Consider the following 19,294-nt stretch of genomic DNA (forward strand, 5'->3'; position numbering starts at 1 on the left):
GTTAGAGTTTATTTGGTGTGTGTACTTTTCAATACCAAAAGTACATTACGAGTTTTTTAGTTGCTTTGAACGAAAGTTCATTTTATTTTTGTTCTTAAGTTGATGGGCATGTGTTCCTACCCCAAACAGGACGACGACTACGAACACTTGTGTAAAGTTTGAGAATGGAAAATTAAATTGATCTACAAGCTGGGCAATAATCCCCATTGAAACTAAATACGATATACCAACTGTAAGAAGAGAAACAATTGGAACAACTGGTGAACGGAATACGAGGATTAATACTACAAGAATGAAAATAATTGAAATAACTTCTGTCTTTTTCACTCCCTCTTGAGAGGATTTAAGAAAATCACCCGCTATTAAGTCACTTCCTGTTAAATACGTTTTTACCCCTTTCGTTTGCACTTTTTCATGAAGATTATTTGAAACTTTTGATATTTCACCATGTTTTTTATCTATCGATATTTGCGTTAAAATAGTCGTATTATCTTTAGAAACTAATTGTTTCTCCAAGTCTTTATTGTCTAAATGTGAAACAACTTCCTTAATTCCTAATTGCTCTTTTTCAGTTTGCAGGGCGTTGATTGTTTTTGTTATTTCCTTTTTTTGTTCATCTGTTAAAGCTGCCTTATTGCCACTATTAAAAACGGCTATAATTTCATACTTTTCAACCCCTTCTTTATCCATCTCTTTCATCATCTTGTCAGCAATACTGCTTTGCTTTGTATTAGGGATTGTAATTTTCCCTTTTTCTTTCACTAATTGATCCATATTAGGCATCGTTACGACCATTGTAATAGTAATAACTATCCATAATAGAAAAGATAAACTTCTCCAACTTTTTAACTTGCTCATTTGAATCATCTCCCGTTTTGAAAGTTTCACGTTAGTAACGGAATGAACGTTCATTCCTATTATTCTATTACGTTATTTTGTAAATTCTATTAAACTAGTCTTTCCGGAATGAATGTTCATTCCCTTAGTTACGCAAATCCCCTCTCCTACTCTCATTTTTTAAATCTATTTCGGAATGAATATTCATTCCTGTCCTTATAAAGCTATAGAATCAAATGATTCTAATAGCATTCCAAGAGCTTTCTTCTAATTCTTTTACTAACTCTTTCGAGTATTCTAATTGCCCTGTTGCAATTACTTTCGTTAATGTTTCTAACGGTTGATATACAATAATAATTAAAGCAATGGGAGGCAATGGACGAAGAAAACCTTTTGCGATTCCATCTTCAATAATATTCATAAAGAAGCCCATAAAATCGTCAAATATTTTCTTACTCTGTTCGTCAAGAAAATAACTATCGCAGTGAGAATTTGTAAATAAAAAAGCATCCACATTGTTTCTCGCAAATTCAAATAAACGGTTATACGTATGACTAAACTGTTCACGAATATTTGCTTCAACAGGAAAATCCGTTTTTATCATTTCAGAAAGCTGTAACATACTTTTTGAAAATAATGAGTTAACAAGTGCCTCTTTATTGGCAAAATAGCGATAAATAGTACCCGCACCGACATTTGCTTTTTCAGCGATCATTGGAATTGTCGTACCATCGTAACCACGCTCTGCAAAAAGTTGCATCGCAGCATCAAAAATATCCTCTTGTTTGTTTTTAGCCATTTTTTCCACCTCTATTTCCAGGAATGAAAATTCATTCCGTTTTTAATTATAAATTACATGGATTAAAAGTCAAGTGCGTGACAAAGTATAGTTACGTTTTCGTGAAAAAATTATATCAACAATTATTAGAATATATCAGCGCAAGTCTAATTATATCAGCGATTTTCAGGATATATCGACTTACCGACAACCAAAGAGAAAGCTGTCCCAAAAATTGTTTTTGGGCAGCCCGATTTTCTATTGAAAACTTAAAAGAAATCATAAATAAATACTTCTCGTACCGGAACTATTTTCTCAAACGCTTGTATTTCCTCTTCACTTCCGCTAATTAATTCTAATTCATTCAGTTGTAACGGACGTTTATAGCCGAACATTATTGTAGATAACTCGTTTATATCCAGTTTGATGCCTTTATCTATTGTTTTCTCTTTTATTATTGTTATTTCATGATTTGCAAGTCTCACTGTTATGTTATTCCACGGAGCAAATGCGTCTGTAATGTTTAGGATCACTTCTTGCTGTACATTGTTCCAATTCAACTCATATTGTTTTAAGAACTGCTCTACATCTACAATTCTTCCCATAAAATATGGTTTTATTTCTGTCTTCACGCGTGGCTCTTGCAATGAATATAATAACGGTTCGCTTTCACTTACTGTCATTTCAATTTCTTTAATCATAGAATCATGCTGACAAATAAAGTTCCACAGACCATTTCGTGCTTCATTATGCAGTGGTACAAATTCTTCTACTGTCATTTTATAGTTTTCTATTTTGTATAACATGTAACCTGCTGCCTTTTTATTTTCATCATAGTAAATTGCTAATGTTAAATCATCATAAACCGCTTGTAACCACCAATTCTTCCCTCGAACTAACATACATGAAAAACGTTCTGCAAATGCTTCATAGAGCTTCTCGACTTCTTCTGGATGATTTTCTTTATTAAAACGTTTCACAGTACCATTTACTTGTTTTTTCATCACTAAATCGCTCTTACTTATATGACATTTGAGTAGATTCGCACAAAGTTCCCAGCCGTATTTACGGTAAAACGAAACAGCAAATGGATGTAACATAGAGACTGTAAAGCCATCTTTTTTCATTGTTTGAAGTGAATGTTGAAGTAGCTCTTTTACATACCCACTTCTTCTGTACTCTGGATACGTCGCTACTCCTGCAACGCCACCCATTTTAAATTTTTCTTTACCTATGTAAATATGAAACGGGATGAGGTGTAGTTTTGCAGCTAAGTCTTCCCCTTCCATAATGCCGTATATTTCATGACTTTCCTTCATTTTTGTAAGTTGCTGCTGTAATCGTTCCTCATCTACTTTATATTGAAAAGCGTATTCTGATAAACGTAATGCTTCTCTAAACTTATCTTCTTTTAATTGTATGACATTCATATAATTCTCCTCCATTCTCTGTTTGAATTGTATCATAATTCTTACTATTATAGTTCGATAAGTGAAATTACAAGGACGTTTTAACAAAAAAAGCAGATACATCACGTATCTGCTTTCCACCCTTTTTATTTAGCTAACTTTTGAAGTTCGTCAAAGAATGTAGGATATGATACACCTACTGCTTCTGCATCTTCAATAATTGTTTTTCCTTCTGCCAAACAGCCAGCAATTGCAAGCATCATTCCGATACGGTGATCACCATAACTATTTACTGTATTGCCTTTTAGAGCTGATTTTCCGTAAATGATCATACCGTCATCAGTTGCTTCTATGCGAGCTCCTAGTTTCGTTAACTCAGCAACGACTGTATCAATACGGTTTGTTTCTTTTACTTTTAATTCGTGTGCATCTTTAATTACTGTAATTCCTTCTGCTTGCGTTGCCGCTAATGCGATTACAGGAATCTCATCGATTAATCTAGGGATAATATCTCCGCCAATTTCAATTCCTTTTAATGAAGATGTTTCGATTGTAATATTTGCAGCTGGTTCTGATGCCTCTTCGTTAATTAGATTTACAGTGAACGTAGCACCCATTTTTTCTAAAACATCAATAATACCTGTACGGGTTGGATTCATTCCTACATTTTGTAATACTAGTTTACTATTTGGGATGATTGCACCTGCTACTAAGAAAAACGCTGCTGATGATACGTCACCTGGCACTTGAATGTCTGTTGCTGTTAATTTTTGTCCACCTGACAGCTTCACTGTTTTCCCTTCGCGAGTTACTTTAACACCAAATGCTTCGAGCATTCTTTCCGTATGGTCGCGTGAAATATGTGGTTCTGTAACAGCTGTTACACCTTCTGCACGAAGACCTGCAAGTAAAATAGCCGACTTTACTTGTGCACTTGCAACAGGAGAAATATATTCAATTGCTTTTAAATCGCCGCCACGTATTGTTAACGGTGTAAATGTTCCTTCTTCTCGGCCGTCTATGTTTGCGCCCATTTGTTTTAATGGGTTTGTTACACGCTTCATCGGTCTTTTTGCGATAGATTCATCACCTTGTACGCAAGAGAAAAATGGTGTGTTAGCTAATATACCTGACATTAATCGGATTGTTGTACCAGAATTACCAACATCTAATACAGCTTTCGGTTCTTGTAAACCTTCTAATCCTTTACCAACTACAGTAACCTCATCACCGTTTTGCGTAATTTCTACTCCCATTTCTTTAAAACATGAAATCGTACTTAAACAGTCTGCACCGGGCAAGAAACCTTTAATTGTTGTTTTCCCTTCTGCAATAGAACCGAACATAACAGCACGGTGTGAAATGGATTTATCACCTGGGATTGTAATGTTGCCATTCAATCCGTTATTAACAGGTTGTATTGTTCTTTCTTTCACGTTTTTCACCTTCTCATTTAAATTGTTTCATAAGTTTGGTATTCTTCTTCTCCAAGCGCTAGCTTTGCTTTCATACGATCTTCTTCCCTTTGGAAGCTAATACGTAATACCCCAAGCAGTCCTTCACGCGCTTCTAATATTTGCAAGTTCGTAATACTAATTTCCTCGCGCGCTAAAATACTCGTAATATGAGCCAATGCCCCCACCTTATCTAATACATCGACGTATAAGTCGTGATAGGCAGGAATTGCCCCTCTCTTTCTTACTGGTAAAGAATCACGGTATTCTTTCGCATCTGCAAAATAGTTTTGAATCTCGCCTGCATCTCCGGTAGAAACTGTTTTATATAAATCTTCCATTTCAGAGATCCACTCTTTTAATAATACCATTAAATGCTCTCGATTTTGCTTTACAATATCACTCCACATTTTTGGACTACTAGATGCGATACGTGTAATGTCTTTGAAACCTCCAGCAGCTAGTTGATGAATGAGCGGATTATCTCCTGCATGTTTCTCAACTTGCTTTACTAAACCTGCTGCGATAAGGTGCGGAAAATGACTAACGATCCCTGTTACATAATCATGTTCTTCCGTATTTAAAACAAGAAAATGTGACCCTGTTCCTTTTAACCATACTTTAAGGTCTTCCACTTGTTTATTTGGCACGTGATTCATCGGTGTTAAAATGTAAAATGCATTTTCAAACAAATGTGCCTTTGCACTTTCAACTCCCGTTTTATGAGAACCCGCCATCGGATGTCCACCAATGAAAGAAACATCCTTTGAAAATAAAGCTTCCGCTTCGTTCATAATAGACCCTTTTGTACTACCAACATCAGTCACTATAACATCTTCTCGTAAACGGAATGACGCAAGTTTGTGTAATAGCTTCTTCGTTTCTTCAACTGGAGAAGCAAAAACAATTAAATGTGCCTCTTCACATGCACGCTGTAAATCAACTCCTATTTCATCTACTACGTGTAATTCTTTTGCACGCTCTACTTGCTCTTTAAATATATCGTACCCTGTTATCGTTACATCGTGCTCTTTCTTAATTGCTAATGCGAGAGAGCCTCCTATTAAACCTGTTCCAATTAATACTACCTTTTTACGCATTTGCCTCATCTCGAGACTTATTTTTTTTATTTTCAAAGTGTTGTTTTAACACTGAAATCACTCCTTCATTTTGCTCCCTTGTTCCAACTGTAATACGGACACCCTTTGGGAATGGACGAATAATAAATCCTGCATGTGCACAAGCTTCATAAATCTCTCCAGCATTATCTACCGGTAAGAAGATGAAATTAGTTTGTGACGAATAAAATGGTATACCGTTTTCCTTACAGAAACTCTCGTATTGCTGTAATCCTTCTGTATTCATGTGAACTATTTCTTTAATAAACTCGTCATCACCAAAAGCAATCGTCGCTGCTTTTTGCGCTAATGAAGATACGTTAAATGGTAAACGTACGACATTTAATTTCTCAATTAGCTCTTCCTGTCCGATCGCATATCCAACGCGGAAAGAAGCTAATCCGTATGCTTTAGAAAACGTTCTAAGTACAAGAATGTTTTTATGTTTTTCTAAAAGCGGTAATGTCTCAGGGAAATCTTTTGCTGTTACGTATTCATAGTACGCTTCATCAATGACAATTAACGTATTTTCACTAATGCCTTCAATAAATTGAGTTAATTTTTGCTCATTCACATATGTGCCCGTCGGGTTGTTCGGATTACAAATCCATACGATTTTCGTATTATTATTTACCGCTGACGAAATTTCGTCTAAATCGTATACACCTTTATTTAAAGGAATTTCTTTCACTTCACACCCTTCAATAATCGCATGATGGCGGTACTGCGGGAATGTTGCACCTGCTGTTACAATGTTATCTCCCGCTCGTAATACGGCGCGGCTTATCATTTGAATGATTTCATCTAAACCACTACCACAAAGTACTTGTTCCATTTGCACATGCAACTTATCTGCGATTGTTTGACGGAGCGTTGTAGCACCTCCGTCAGGATATAAAGCATGTTCCAACCAAGAGTTTTGCAACTCTTCTAAAACTCTCGGTGAACAACCAAATGGATTTTCATTCGATGCTAATTTCACAAACAAATGATCTCCGTACACTTCTTTCATTTGTTCTGGTGATTTACCTGGTTTATATGGTTGTAATGATGATAGTTGATCTTTTACTTGCACGTTAAACCCACCTTTTTATTAAAATTCTTTTGCGTAGTTATTGTGTTGCATAATGTTTTGTTTTAATAATTCCATACGATCTTTTCCGAATTGTTCGACTAGTGCATCTGCAAGTTCCCATGCCACAACAGATTCAGCTACTACACCCGCTGCTGGTACTGCGCAACTATCAGATCTTTCAATACTCGCTTGGAATGCTTCTTTCGTATCAATATCAACGCTTGCTAACGGTTTGTATAAAGTAGGAATTGGCTTCATCACGCCTCTTACGATAATTGGCATACCTGTTGTCATACCGCCTTCTAAACCGCCGGCATTATTCGTTTTTCTCGTGTATCCTTTTTCTTCATCCCACAGAATTTCATCATGCACTTTGCTTCCTGGTTGTCGTGCCGCTTCAAAACCTACGCCGATTTCAGCACCTTTAAATGCATTTATACTCATAATTGCACCAGCAAGTTTTGCATCTAATTTACGATCGTAATGAACGTAACTACCAACGCCAATCGGCATACCTTCTGCAATCACTTCCACAATACCACCGATTGAATCTCCACTACTTTTTGCGTTGTCAATCGCATTCATCATTTCTTGCTCTACTTCTTTATCTAAACATCGAACTGGTGAGTTTTCAGTAATTGTTTGAATTTCTTCAATTGATAAGTTTGAAATATGTTTTGCTTTTACTCCACCAATTTCAAGAACATGTCCTGCAATTCCCACGCCTAATTCGCTTAAAATTTGTTTTGCAACTGCACCAGCAGCTACACGAACTGTCGTTTCTCTTGCAGATGACCGCTCTAATACGTTTCTTATATCACGATGACCATATTTAATTGCTCCATTTAAATCTGCATGTCCGGGACGTGGTTTTGTAATTGTACGTTTCATGTCTTTACTTTCTTTTTCCGAAATTGGCTCTGCACCCATTACTTTCGTCCAATGTTTGAAATCATCATTTTTTACAATTAACGTAATCGGTGATCCAAGTGTCATCCCGTGACGAACACCACTTACAATTTCAACTGTATCTGTTTCAATTTGCATACGTCTTCCGCGTCCATGACCTTTTTGTCTTCTTAATAATTCTTTATTAATATGTTCCGCCGTAAGTGTCAAACCTGCTGGTACACCTTCTAAAATAACTGTTAACTGCGGTCCATGTGATTCTCCAGCTGTAATGTATCTCATTTCTCTTGCCCCTTTACTATTTTTTTGTACAAAAAAGTCCCTACTGAGCGCTCAGTAGGGACGATGTTTATCGCGGTACCACCCTAGTTGTAGACTTCTTTCGTCTACCTCTCTTCTTCTTTAACGATCGTTCGACCGTCTTACCCTCCAAAAGTTGTCGGGAAAGATGCTCCAAGGCTGTAATTCATGCTTACCTTTGTACTGATTCACACCGACCATCAGCTCTCTTTAACAGTGAGATAAGCACTACTGTTTCCTCTTCAATGCATATATGATATGGAATTAAGATAATTTATTTTTGAAACCTTTTAACTCATTCATGAATCTATGGAATTCTGGAATGTCCATTTGTTGTGCAGAATCTGATAATGCAACTGCTGGATCTGGATGAACTTCAGCCATTACTGCATCTGCGCCAATTGCAAGTGCCGCTTTCGCTGTTGGTAATAATAAATCTCTGCGTCCAGTTGAATGTGTTACATCAACGATAACTGGTAAATGTGTTTCTTTCTTTAAAATTGGTACTGCAGAAATGTCTAATGTGTTACGTGTTGCTCTTTCGTATGTGCGGATACCGCGCTCACAAAGAATAATTTGATCGTTACCTTGCGCAATGATGTATTCCGCTGCGTTAATGAACTCATCAATTGTTGCTGCTAATCCACGTTTTAATAATACTGGTTTGTTAACTTTACCTACAGCTCGTAATAAATCGAAGTTTTGCATGTTACGTGCGCCAACTTGAATTACATCAACGTAGTCTAATGCCATTTCAACATCGTTCGGATTTAAAATTTCACTAATAATTGCTAAGTCAAACTCGTCTGCTACTTGACGTAAAATTTGAAGTCCTTCTACTCCTAAACCTTGGAAATCATATGGAGAAGTTCTCGGTTTGAATGCACCACCGCGCATTAATTTTAAGCCTTGGTCTTTCATCGCTTGCCCTACTTGACGAACTTGTTCTAAACTTTCTACTGCACAAGGTCCCATGATGAACGTTTGTGTTCCGTTTCCAATCAATTCACCTTTTACATCAACAATTGTATTTTCTTGTTTCTTTTTACGTGATACTAGTAACGCTTTACGGTTATCATCTTCTTGTAACTCTAAGCTTGCTTTGAAAATCGTTTTGAAAATATGTTGAACTGTTGATGTTTCGAATGGTCCTTCGTTATGCTCTGCAATCATATCAAGTACTTCACGCTCACGTACTGGATCAAAGCGTTTCGTGCCTTGTACTTGCTTTTGCTCTCCAATTTTTTGAACAATTTCACCACGTTTGTTTAAAAGGTGTAATAGTTGTAAGTTAATTTCATCTACCTGTTTACGTAATTGATCTAATTCATGATTTGCCATTTGGAAATCCTCCTCTAATGTTTTAAAAGTATAGTAAGAGAATAAAAAATTCTCTATTTTCTGAACTGACTAATTATACAAATTTATAGTGGAATCGATACCTCTTCTTATTTTAAACTAATAATTCGTACAAAGACATGAACTACTAGTTAAAAACCCACTTTTTTGTACAAAAAAGCCCTACTGATTCAATCAGTAGGGACGATATTTATCGCGGTACCACCCTAGTTGTAGACTTCTTTCGTCTACCTCTCTTCATTGTTAACGATCATCTGACCGTCTTTCCCTTCATAAAGACAATACTATCTTTACTACGAAAAAGATGCTCCAGGACTGTAATTCGCTCTTGTTTATGTACTGGTTTGCACCAACCACCAGCTCTCTGTTACAGGGAAACAACAACTACTGCTTTTCCTTTCAATGCATGACTATTTAATTTTCAAGTTGAACCACTAAAATACAAAAAGTCCCTACTGAATAAATCAGTAGGGACGATATTTATCGCGGTACCACCCTAGTTGTAGACTAACTTTCCGTCTACCTCTCTTCACTGTTAACGATCAATTGACCGCTTTTTCCTCATAAAGACAAACTATCTTTATTACGAAAAAGATGCTCCAAGACTGTAATTCATGATTATCCCTGTACTGGTTCACACCAACCACCAGCTCTCTGTTACAGTAAGACTAACCACTACTGTGATCTCTTCATTGCACTTTGTTTATTCAAATGTTTTTGAAATTGAATAAGTATGATTCGTATTATAGAACGCTTTTCAAAACACTGTCAACAACTTTTTATATATTTTTTTAAATTCCACTTTCGTCCTATAATTCTTTTTGTAAATCACCCATTACAATTCCTATGCGAATTATTTCATTTTCTAGTAAATGTAAAACATATTCCTCTACTTCATACTGAACTAATAATTCTTTTATTTGTATGATTTCTTTTTCAAATAAAACGGCTTCGTGACATGTTTGTAGTAAAATAAAAAACACATTTGCAAACATTTCTTTATGCGCTTTCATACTTTCTTTTTTATGAAGCATTTCAATCAATAACCGCTTCATTTCCTCACCTGTACATTTACCTTGTACACTTGAAAATGCACGAGACATAATACATAATCCTTTTTCTAATATTTCATCCATGTATAAAATAATACGTAAAAGCATCACATATTCTCTCGCAGTTATCTCACCCATTTTTGGTCGTTCTCGCAAAAATACACTGAGCCAAGCTGTCCAAAACTTTTGTTGTTCTTTTACACTTAATGTTTTGACGTAATAGCATAAAAACTGCATAAACTTAATTTTATTTTCTTCATTTTCTAGTATGAGTAACGGGTATAACCAATTTGTTTTTTGCTCCCAATATAGTACACATTTAATAAATACAAAGCTAAGCCACTTCAAGAAAGCTTCTCTCGTATGCGGATGTAATACTTCCAAATGTTCTATCGCATACTTAATAAATCGCTTCATTTCTGTAAATAAAGGTAAATTTATTTGCGTGTAACATAAGCCGGCCCATGCATATTCCGTAATCTCATTTTGTTTTTTTAAATCTAAGTATGGTAACAAATATTTTCGGCACCATTGTTTTTCAATATGATATAGAAATGTAATATCTGCTATTAAACGAGCAAACATAAAGTTTGTTCGTTCCGAATTAACTCTTACTTGTTCTTCAAATAAAAATAAATATTCATATACATTACGATCGTATAAATGATCATATGATAACAACTTTAATAATACAGCCGTCATTTTTCCAACTGGATGCTGAATTGATTCATTATAAAAATCTTGTTTCCCAAGCTTAAAGTCTGCATCACTCTTCATAACTTGAGGGAACACTGAAAAAGCAAATCGTTTTACAACACGTATACTATTCTCTTCTAACTCTTCTAGTCGATTACTAATTTCATATAGAAAACTACTAATTAACCAATGAAAAGCAGTATTTCTAACAAATTTCTGCAATAGCGGAATAATTTTTTGGATTTGCTCATTCGTCAATCCTCGATTATTTCGCCATTCTCTAATACAAACAAACCATACTTCATTACTTATTTCTTGCACTCCTACTAATTGGTATGCAAATGAAATACTCCACTCTGTGTTTAATTTACATGCTTTTGATAACATCTCTAAAAAATGGCGTTGTTCAAAAACACCATCTTGCGAAAATTGCTGAACTTGCTTCATAATTTCAACATCTTTCAGCTGCAATAATCCGTCAGCAGTTACATTACAAGTAATGCTTTCTGCTGTATCTTCTTTCTTTTGTACACTGTATCGTTCAGAATGAAAATGAGGATGCTTTTGCTTCATTAACTCATACCCATTTGCCGTAGATGGGCTATTCGAATCACACTTGAATAATAAGTCTAATACGAGACATGCATCAAATACCCTCTCTTCTGTAAGATGCTTTATTACAGTTCGAGTGACTTCTTCTTTTGTTTTTTCTAAACAATATGCATAATGCCTTTTTAAAAGTTGAAAAACTTCGTGTTTATAAGTGAAATCTAAAAGAAGTCCTTCATGTAACAACCATTTCATTTTGTCATCTACACGAACAAAAATATTTTTATTCATCGCATCAATTGCAATTCGCTTTTGAAGTACACTATTTGCTTCTATCATTTCTGTAATATAATAATCCGCTTTTTTTTCATTGTTTTCGCATAAATAAGTTAGACACTCTTTTACAATTCGTATTAAAAATGCAAGATCATTTTGATGAAACTCTTTCTCTACATTTTCCTTATTTCTTTTTTTCAGTGCCGTTTGTCTTAACGACAACATTCTCAATTTTTCTAATCCAATCATCATAATTGGAACAGCATAATAAGCGATATATGGCCTCATCTTTTCGTTCCAAATTTGCTCCACATGAGAAAATGTAGATACTGGTAAGCGACTCGATTCCTCGAGTTCTATTGATTCTTGCGTATCATTCCCCCATTTTCTTACACGTTTCAACTTCAGTTTTCCGTCTAAAATAAAAGTTAGTAACAATAAGGCAATTTCTTTATGCTCAGGAAAAGAACATTTTTGCAGTAACTTAGAAATCTTTTCTATAGAGCTACTATCTTTTTCAGCTGTTTCTAATAAAAGGAGTGTCCACCTTGCAAACAACAGCGGGTCCATCTTACTCTTCGTTTCGTTTAAGTAGTTACAAATTGTTCTCCATAATAACGGTGATATTTTAGAATAGTTTTTATAAATTAATTGAAATAATTCTTTCTGATGACTAAAAAGAAATTGTTCCACTAACCATTCTGCAAGTAATTCATCTACTTCATTATAGTTTAGCGTAAGCATAAACAAATTTTGTAATTTACCTTCTGCTTCTAACCATTCGACCCATTCATAATCATGAGCAAATTCCACAAAGTAACGTACTGTTTCAATTTTTTTAATCGATTGCTTTATGTATGATAATTGTTCCTGTTCTACTGACGGGGGAACCGTTACAATATCCCGAATACGCATTCTTTTCGTAATATAATTATCACCCATTAATTCAGCCCAGCGTTTTACTGCTTTTACGAGGGATTGATGATTATTCACCTTATTCGGATACACAATTGGTCTTATCCCTAAATGTTCCCAGTGGTACGTATTTTCTCCTTGTGCGACAAAAGCAAATCGTCTTGTACTTGGTGGTAAACCAGTTGCTAAATATTTCATTACTGGGTCATTATGACTATATCCAATGAATAAAACGGTGTAATTTGAGAATAGATCAACTAAAAATCTTCTCGCCCACCCTTCCGTTAAGTAAGCCCTTCCAAAATCACCATCTGTTAAAATTAAAGCCTCTTTCTCCTGTTCTACATTACCATGTATATAAGCAAGACCTTTAAAAGCTCTCCCAGTCGGTAAAGCTGGAGCGTAATAAACATTGATATCTCTATTTATTTCTTTAATTGCTGTTGTAAAATGTTGATCAAAATTTGTTGTTACAATGCGGATATCTGTATCTAAAGGAAATAGCCTTGGAATTGCATAATGCAATGGATTCGGTTTTGATTTCTCTATATGAACAAGATCTCTTGCGACTTGATGTACATCTTTTGTTTTCGCAATTTTACCAAGATAATAATCATGTGGTTCTGTTATTTCACGTTTTTCGACATATAACGTTTTTGCAATTTCATCAACTAAATCATCAAAATTCGGTAAGTTTGATTTCCCTTTCATAGAAACTCCCGCTCCAACAAATAATACTAACTTTCCTTGCTCAAGGTGATCAATTAACTCATCTGGAATTTCTACTTCTGAAGTAATCCACATCCTGGATTCCCCCTTACCTAAAAATGTCATACACTCTCATTTTACTATAACATTTTTTCATTGTTTTTATAATATTTAGACTAAATTCCGAACATGAAAAAGTTTTATGTAAATAAATCCGTTACAATGTATGAACTCCAGAATTTATTGAAAAACTATGTATAAATCGGAGGTGTAAATTTTGAATGATTTCACAGTAGTGCTTATCAAGTTTATATCGTGCATTATCGCATTTAGCATTGGGCTTGCTTTATTTTTCCCTGCAACGTTTGTTCAAATTATTTCATTCAGTCTCTTTGTTACAATCGTATCCTACATGTTCGTTGATAAAATCATTTTAAATCGAATTGGCAATACTGGTGCCATTATGTCGGATTTCTTATTAACATATTTAAGCGTATGGATTTTCGGTAATATTTTATTAGACAACTATATGCAAATTGCATGGGGCAGTATCCTTTCTGCCATCGTCTTCACTTTATCTGAAGTAATCGTTCATCGCTTCTCTAACTCTCATACAAGGCACAACAATGATAACATTCGTATTAATCGCCGCTTTGCATATGGTACAGAGTTTGCTGAAGAACAAAATATATTGGATAAAGATAAAAAAAAGTAACGTTTTAATGCAGGAGCGCCCTTTTTAATTATGTGGTGCTCCTTTTTTGTATTTTTTCATTATGGTACGTGAAATTATATAAGTGATTATTTCAAAATACCGACCTACTAACAATATTTGACGCTATTTTTTCTAATGAAAACTGCCTCTTATTTAGAGGCAGCCACTTTTAAGTCTTTTACTTCAACAACATCCGCAAACGCTCCCAATACTGCGTTATGATGTTTCACAATATCTTCAGCACGTAACACTTCTGTATTAAATGTACTATGTGCATCACTCACTAACGTTACTTTATATCCTTCACTACATGCTCTGCGCGTTGTCGTATCTACACAATACTCTGTTTGCATTCCCGAAAGAATAACGTGTTCAATTCCTTTCTCTTGTAACACTTCGCTTAAGTTTGTATTATGGAATGAATCTGGAGTCGTCTTTTCAACTATATTATCTCCTTCTTGCGGAGCGATGGCCGCATGGATTCGCCATCCATCCGTACCTTTTTCTAACGGATGGTCTTTAGGACCGTTATGTTGGATATAAATAACTGGAATATCATTTGAACGACATTCCCTAATAAGCTCTTGCAGTGTTTGTAAAAACTTTCCCCCATTATGTACTGGCATTCCAGCTGTATACATACCCGCTTGCACATCAATTACGATTAATGCTTTTTTCATTTCACACATCCCCCTTTGTTTGTATAAGCCATTATTATTGTTTATATTCCATCATCCAACAATCTTCTAATTTCCCCTCATGCAACTCATGTTCCTTTAAAATCTTTACTTTTTTAAATCCACTTTTTTCATAACACTTTATTGCCCGTTCATTATTTACTTTCGGATCCATTGCAATTGCTTCTGCTCCCATTTCACCCATAATATATGTAATTGCTGCCTGAACGAGTTTTGTTCCAATTCCCTTTCCCCAATAGGCTGGTTCACCGATAAATTGGTCCATACCCCATACATTTTGTGATTCTTTATAGCCATATAACGCTTTCCACTCTGAATCCACTGGATACATTTGTATGTAACCAATCGGAATGGTATCAAATTCTATTAAACATCTTTTTTCATTACTGTTTGGACTATGTATAAAATAATCAAGCACCTTTTCTACAGATTGCGGATTATCTCGTCCTTCGTAATACCGCAGGACTTCTGGGTCCGTTAACCATTTAGAAATGATAGATGCATCATCTTCCATTACGTATCTAATCAATAAACCTTCTTTTTGAAAAAGCATATTATACCTCTATTATTCCTTTATATTTTTTCTTGCTGTTACATCTTTCATTGCACCTACTAATGCATATGGTAGTAATGTAATCGCAAAAAATGCTGTAAATACGTTAAATTGCGGGATTGTATAGAGTGTGAACCATTCAGTGAAAAATTGAGAATTTAATATTCTATTAAAAAACTCTCCGCCTGGCCTAAAGTTTGGTACCCACCCAGTTATTTCACACAAAATAAACAGTAACTGAACAATAAAAAATGCCCCTAGATAACGAAACCAAGTCCGTTTCCATATAGGTTGTGCATTTTTTAATATATCCCCCATCTTACCCCCTCCTTAAATATCCATCATATTGATTATACACTTTCCTCACTTTATTTGTTAAAATTTTCTATATAATTAATGCTGTTTGGGGGGAATACATTATGTCTAATCCTATATTTACATCCACTTTAATCATTCTTAGAGGAAACTCCGCAAGTGGTAAAACAACGATTGCAAAACAACTACAAGAACATTTCGGACAAGGGACACTTTTAGTATCACAGGATATTGTACGTAGAGATATGCTTAGAGTACACGACACAATGGGTAATTTATCACATGATTTACTATTTGAAATTACGAAGTACGGAAAAGGAAAATGTGAATTTGTTATTTTAGAAGGTATATTGAACAGTCATAGGTATGGTGAGATGTTAAAAGAATTAATTCGTTATTTTGATGAAAATGCATTTGCATATTACTTTGATTTATCATTAGAGGAAACTATTAGACGACATAACACAAGGGACAAACGACACGAATTTGGTGAAGATTCCCTACAAAAATGGTATAATCCGCACGATACTATTAAGGTTGCCAGAGAAACTATTTTTACAGATAACTTTACGCAAAAAGATATATTTGATGCAGTTCTTAATGATGTTGCAATCAAAAAACAAGCCTAACATAATATGTTAGGCTTGTTATGTATTTTGTATTTCAGTTTTTATAATTGAACAATCTATACATAAATAATAGTATATATTCATTTCCCCAAACTGGAAATTAACTACTGAAATAAGTCCACGTTCCTCAATATCTTGAGCAATTGTAGCAACATATTTCATCTCTTTCGCACAAGTTGGACACGCCAAATCCTTTGGAAGATCATCATATAACGGTACCCCTAATAATCTACATACATATTCAGAACCGAACAAGTCAAAAGCTTCCCAGTAACTATCTTCATCTGTAGGTATATCTTCATTTTTCATATTTATAAGCTTTACCGTTGTTTTTGGTAATAAAACTGGTAACTTATATTCCTCTTCCATTATCCATTCTTCTGTATTTTGCTGCTGTATGATTTGAACAGTTTTCCCTCCATCACTTAACTGAAAATATTGCGGTTCCCACACCATCGCGCAGTTCAAGCATGAAACGAATGGTAAAATATTTAGTTCATTACTTTTAAGTTCAGCAAGTCTCCCATCTTTTAAATCAAAACAGAGAATTAATTTTTATGTTTTGTTACAGGTTTAGTAATAAGCCATTTAAAAATCCTATTATCCTTCTACTAAAAAAATAAAAGCCAGCCTCAATAAAGAGAACTGACTTCTATTTGGATAATTATTGTTACTATAAAATTTTCACTTTAACAGTTTGTCTTCCCCAATTCATAGCTTTACTTTTTGAACCCATTAAAACATCAATACGATTACCTTTAATTGCACTTCCAGTATCACCAGCGATAGCTTCTCCATAACCTTCTACCCATACTTTAGATCCTAATGGGATTACTTTCGGGTCAACTGCGATAATTCTCATATTCGGATTTGCCGTTAAATCATGCCCCATCGCAGTTAAAACGCGTCCACCATATGTACCATTTTCACTTGGATCAGCAGTATACGCTGTCGCTACTACCGTTAATTCACGTTTAGCAGACTGTATGTTGTTTTTAGATGCTTCTTTCGCTCTCTCTTCTTCTTTAGTTTTTGCTATTTCTCTTGCCTTCTCTTCTTCTTTAGCTTTTGCTATTTCTCTTGCTTTTTCTTCTTCTTTAGCTTTTGCTATTTCTCTTGCCTTCTCTTCTTCTTTAGCTTTTGCTATTTCTCTTGCCTTCTCTTCTTCTTTAGCTTTTGCTATTTCTCTTGCTTTTTCTTCTTCTTTAGCTTTTGCTATTTCTCTTGCTTTTTCTTCTTCTTTAGCTTTTACTATTTCTTGCGCTTTCGGTTCTTCTTTGACTTTTGCCTCTTCTTTAGGCTTTACTATTTCTTGCGCTTTCGGTTCTTCTTTGACTTTTGCCTCTTCTTTAGGCTTTACTATTTCTTGCGCTTTTACTTCTTCTTTGACTTTTGCTTCTTCTTTAGGCTTTACTATTTCTTGCACTTTCGGTTCTTCTTTAACTTTTACTTCTTCTTTGACTTTTACCTCTTCTTTAGGCTTTACTATTTCTTGCGCTTTCTCTTCTTTTTTAACTTTTACTTCTTCTTTGACTTTTACCTCTTCTTTAGGCTTTACTATTTCTTGTGCTTTCGTTGTTTCTTTCGCTTTTGCTACTTTCTGCGTCTTTACTTCTTTCTTTTCTTTAACTGATTTTTGTACTTTCGCTACTTGCTTCGTTTTCTCTTCAGTTTTCTTTTCAGTTGGTGCTGTACTTGATAGGAAAGAAACGTTTGCATAAGCAGTTTTTCCTTTATACTCAAATTGCAGCCATCCGTCTTTTACTTGATGCGTTGATTCAATTACATCATCTTTTTTTAGTCTGCCAAGAATTTCTGAATCCGTGTTTGCTTCAGTGCGTACATTTAACAAATTCGCCGTTACATGATATACATCTTTTGTAAACTCCGAACTTACAAACACTTCTTTACCATTCAACTCAATTTTTGACCAGCCATCTTCGGTATTTATGACTTTTAACTCTTGCCCATTCTTTACTTTTTCGACAACTTTTGATTCTGTAGTCGGTTTTTCACGTACGTTAAGTACATCTGCTGTTACAATTGTTTCTGCGGTAGCAGTTGTGGTAAACGCCCCCAATCCAAAAACAGTTGCTGTTGCTGCGCCAATTACTTTTTTCATATTAACCTCCATTAAATTTTTTGAATTTTATCAAATGCCTCCGTAAAATTGTATAATTTTACATAATATCAAAACATTTGCAACAGTATATTAATATTGTTTAATATACTGTTATTAAAACTCCTTACTCCAATACTATCAAATTCTCATTTCTAATTCTATATATTATAAATCTCCTTATCTTTTATAAAAGCTCCATACCCTTCTTCACACTAAATAGTTGTGGCAATTCCCGCCAAAAATAAACTTACGATTGCTAAAATTTGAGTAGCAACAATAGCCCCTCTTAAATGAAACTTATAATCTTTATATCCTTTCATACCTTCCGTACTAGGAATCACAACAAACCTTGGAGTAATCCAGCAAAAAATTAGCAAATCAATTATAAGTAAATCTACTAAATTGAAAATCATTAAAATACCAAAAGTGTGTAAATAGGCATCCATATACATTAACTTTTCATGCTTATGTAGTATATATGTAGAAACGAAAGGACTACCGAAAAGAATAGTATTATATACAATATTAAAATAAATGCTTTGCTTTTTTTCATGAATCGATTTTGGAAAAACTACTTTTTGAATATCTTTCGGATAATCAGTTAACGATAGTCGAGGATTATAATATAAGGACCCTAAAATCATTACAGATAGTACAATAGACATGATGACACCAACGTACATCATTTGCTCAAATTGATTCATATGCTGTATTCACCCCATGCCCATCAACTTAAGGATAGAAACTCTACGGTTTTCCATTAATTGAAATGAACAAACTTTTAAACAGTATAATCCTCTTAAAAATGAGCATACGAAATAAACCCT

15 protein-coding genes, 2 pseudogenes and 3 other annotated features are annotated in these 19,294 nt (G+C 34.6%); of the genes and pseudogenes, 2 read left to right on the top strand and 15 right to left on the bottom strand.

From position 1 onward, the window contains the following. Positions 1 to 111: 111 nt before the first annotated feature. The 9 genes and pseudogenes from ACS2CR_RS28395 to ACS2CR_RS28435 all read right to left on the bottom strand — a co-directional run. Positions 112 to 858, bottom strand: a pseudogene (locus ACS2CR_RS28395) (MMPL family transporter); the annotation flags it as partial. Positions 859 to 1,069: 211 nt separating this feature from the next. Then, positions 1,070 to 1,636 carry a TetR/AcrR family transcriptional regulator gene (locus ACS2CR_RS28400; RefSeq protein ID WP_053514299.1) on the bottom strand — a complete coding sequence of 189 codons (567 nt, stop codon included), beginning with the start codon at positions 1,634 to 1,636 and terminating at the stop codon, positions 1,070 to 1,072. Between the two features lie 248 nt (positions 1,637 to 1,884). Continuing rightward, positions 1,885 to 3,045, bottom strand: a complete 1,161-nt coding sequence (locus tag ACS2CR_RS28405; RefSeq protein ID WP_053514298.1) for a GNAT family N-acetyltransferase — start codon at positions 3,043 to 3,045, stop codon at positions 1,885 to 1,887. Between the two features lie 125 nt (positions 3,046 to 3,170). Beyond that, entirely contained in the window at positions 3,171 to 4,460 is a 1,290-nt protein-coding gene (gene aroA, locus ACS2CR_RS28410) for a 3-phosphoshikimate 1-carboxyvinyltransferase (RefSeq protein WP_053514297.1), read from the bottom strand. A gap of 17 nt (positions 4,461 to 4,477) precedes the next feature. Then, positions 4,478 to 5,578 (bottom strand): prephenate dehydrogenase, encoded by a 1,101-nt coding sequence (tyrA, locus tag ACS2CR_RS28415; protein WP_001228131.1) that lies wholly within the window; start codon positions 5,576 to 5,578, stop codon positions 4,478 to 4,480. After that, positions 5,571 to 6,671 (bottom strand): histidinol-phosphate transaminase, encoded by a 1,101-nt coding sequence (hisC, locus tag ACS2CR_RS28420; RefSeq protein WP_053514296.1) that lies wholly within the window; start codon positions 6,669 to 6,671, stop codon positions 5,571 to 5,573. Before hisC ends, tyrA begins: the two co-directional genes overlap by 8 nt. Positions 6,672 to 6,689: 18 nt before the next feature. After that, positions 6,690 to 7,862: a chorismate synthase gene (gene aroC / locus ACS2CR_RS28425; protein ID WP_001269428.1), complete on the bottom strand. Its 1,173-nt coding sequence runs from the start codon at positions 7,860 to 7,862 to the stop codon at positions 6,690 to 6,692. Positions 7,863 to 7,915: 53 nt separating this feature from the next. Next, positions 7,916 to 8,135 (bottom strand) — a binding site (T-box leader). Between the two features lie 9 nt (positions 8,136 to 8,144). After that, complete coding sequence (locus tag ACS2CR_RS28430; protein WP_053514295.1) at positions 8,145 to 9,221, bottom strand: bifunctional 3-deoxy-7-phosphoheptulonate synthase/chorismate mutase; 1,077 nt, start codon at positions 9,219 to 9,221, stop codon at positions 8,145 to 8,147. Between the two features lie 194 nt (positions 9,222 to 9,415). Beyond that, positions 9,416 to 9,651, bottom strand: a binding site (T-box leader). A 54-nt stretch (positions 9,652 to 9,705) separates the two neighbouring features. Beyond that, positions 9,706 to 9,941 (bottom strand) — a binding site (T-box leader). A gap of 107 nt (positions 9,942 to 10,048) precedes the next feature. Beyond that, positions 10,049 to 13,531 carry a DUF4020 domain-containing protein gene (locus ACS2CR_RS28435; RefSeq protein ID WP_053514294.1) on the bottom strand — a complete coding sequence of 1,161 codons (3,483 nt, stop codon included), beginning with the start codon at positions 13,529 to 13,531 and terminating at the stop codon, positions 10,049 to 10,051. 181 nt (positions 13,532 to 13,712) lie between these two features. Here ACS2CR_RS28435 and ACS2CR_RS28440 point away from each other — a divergent pair, with 181 nt between their 5' ends. Further along, the gene (locus ACS2CR_RS28440) at positions 13,713 to 14,150 is read left to right on the top strand and encodes a YndM family protein (RefSeq protein ID WP_000997702.1); all 438 of its coding nucleotides are present in this window, start codon (positions 13,713 to 13,715) and stop codon (positions 14,148 to 14,150) included. 149 nt (positions 14,151 to 14,299) lie between these two features. Here ACS2CR_RS28440 and ACS2CR_RS28445 read toward each other — a convergent pair whose 3' ends face one another. The 3 genes from ACS2CR_RS28445 to ACS2CR_RS28455 are packed head-to-tail and all read right to left on the bottom strand — an operon-like array spanning position 14,300 to position 15,719. Further along, the gene (locus ACS2CR_RS28445) at positions 14,300 to 14,830 is read right to left on the bottom strand and encodes a cysteine hydrolase family protein (protein WP_000709540.1); all 531 of its coding nucleotides are present in this window, start codon (positions 14,828 to 14,830) and stop codon (positions 14,300 to 14,302) included. 34 nt (positions 14,831 to 14,864) lie between these two features. Beyond that, complete coding sequence (locus tag ACS2CR_RS28450; RefSeq protein WP_053514293.1) at positions 14,865 to 15,401, bottom strand: GNAT family N-acetyltransferase; 537 nt, start codon at positions 15,399 to 15,401, stop codon at positions 14,865 to 14,867. A gap of 12 nt (positions 15,402 to 15,413) precedes the next feature. Then, complete coding sequence (locus ACS2CR_RS28455) at positions 15,414 to 15,719, bottom strand: YfzA family protein (RefSeq protein WP_000502342.1); 306 nt, start codon at positions 15,717 to 15,719, stop codon at positions 15,414 to 15,416. Between the two features lie 101 nt (positions 15,720 to 15,820). Between ACS2CR_RS28455 and ACS2CR_RS28460 the strand changes: the two genes are divergently transcribed. Further along, complete coding sequence (locus ACS2CR_RS28460; RefSeq protein ID WP_016110186.1) at positions 15,821 to 16,345, top strand: kinase; 525 nt, start codon at positions 15,821 to 15,823, stop codon at positions 16,343 to 16,345. A gap of 18 nt (positions 16,346 to 16,363) precedes the next feature. On the opposite strand, the pseudogene ACS2CR_RS28465 reads toward ACS2CR_RS28460, so the two are convergent. From ACS2CR_RS28465 to ACS2CR_RS28475, 3 genes and pseudogenes are all read right to left on the bottom strand, one after another. Next, a pseudogene (locus tag ACS2CR_RS28465) lies at positions 16,364 to 16,894 on the bottom strand (hypothetical protein); the annotation flags it as partial. A gap of 124 nt (positions 16,895 to 17,018) precedes the next feature. Continuing rightward, complete coding sequence (entB, locus tag ACS2CR_RS28470) at positions 17,019 to 18,467, bottom strand: cell wall-binding protein EntB (protein ID WP_053514292.1); 1,449 nt, start codon at positions 18,465 to 18,467, stop codon at positions 17,019 to 17,021. 212 nt (positions 18,468 to 18,679) lie between these two features. After that, positions 18,680 to 19,171: a hypothetical protein gene (locus tag ACS2CR_RS28475; protein ID WP_001071232.1), complete on the bottom strand. Its 492-nt coding sequence runs from the start codon at positions 19,169 to 19,171 to the stop codon at positions 18,680 to 18,682. Between the last annotated feature and the right edge of the window lie 123 nt (positions 19,172 to 19,294).

Origin of the sequence: Bacillus cereus group sp. BceL291 (assembly GCF_051776705.1) — a bacterium.
Classification (GTDB): Bacteria; Bacillota; Bacilli; order Bacillales; family Bacillaceae_G; genus Bacillus_A; species Bacillus_A cereus.

Bases quoted from the DNA above. Each gene is read 5' to 3' on its own strand.
- ACS2CR_RS28400 (WP_053514299.1), bottom strand. From the start codon at position 1,636: ATGGCTAAAAACAAACAAGAGGATATTTTTGATGCTGCGATGCAACTT.
- ACS2CR_RS28405 (WP_053514298.1), bottom strand. From the start codon at position 3,045: ATGAATGTCATACAATTAAAAGAAGATAAGTTTAGAGAAGCATTACGT.
- tyrA (WP_001228131.1), bottom strand. From the start codon at position 5,578: ATGCGTAAAAAGGTAGTATTAATTGGAACAGGTTTAATAGGAGGCTCT.
- aroC (WP_001269428.1), bottom strand. From the start codon at position 7,862: ATGAGATACATTACAGCTGGAGAATCACATGGACCGCAGTTAACAGTT.
- ACS2CR_RS28430 (WP_053514295.1), bottom strand. From the start codon at position 9,221: ATGGCAAATCATGAATTAGATCAATTACGTAAACAGGTAGATGAAATT.
- ACS2CR_RS28435 (WP_053514294.1), bottom strand. From the start codon at position 13,531: ATGTGGATTACTTCAGAAGTAGAAATTCCAGATGAGTTAATTGATCAC.
- ACS2CR_RS28445 (WP_000709540.1), bottom strand. From the start codon at position 14,830: ATGAAAAAAGCATTAATCGTAATTGATGTGCAAGCGGGTATGTATACA.
- ACS2CR_RS28450 (WP_053514293.1), bottom strand. From the start codon at position 15,401: ATGCTTTTTCAAAAAGAAGGTTTATTGATTAGATACGTAATGGAAGAT.
- ACS2CR_RS28455 (WP_000502342.1), bottom strand. From the start codon at position 15,719: ATGGGGGATATATTAAAAAATGCACAACCTATATGGAAACGGACTTGG.
- ACS2CR_RS28460 (WP_016110186.1), top strand. From the start codon at position 15,821: ATGTCTAATCCTATATTTACATCCACTTTAATCATTCTTAGAGGAAAC.
- entB (WP_053514292.1), bottom strand. From the start codon at position 18,467: ATGAAAAAAGTAATTGGCGCAGCAACAGCAACTGTTTTTGGATTGGGG.
- ACS2CR_RS28475 (WP_001071232.1), bottom strand. From the start codon at position 19,171: ATGAATCAATTTGAGCAAATGATGTACGTTGGTGTCATCATGTCTATT.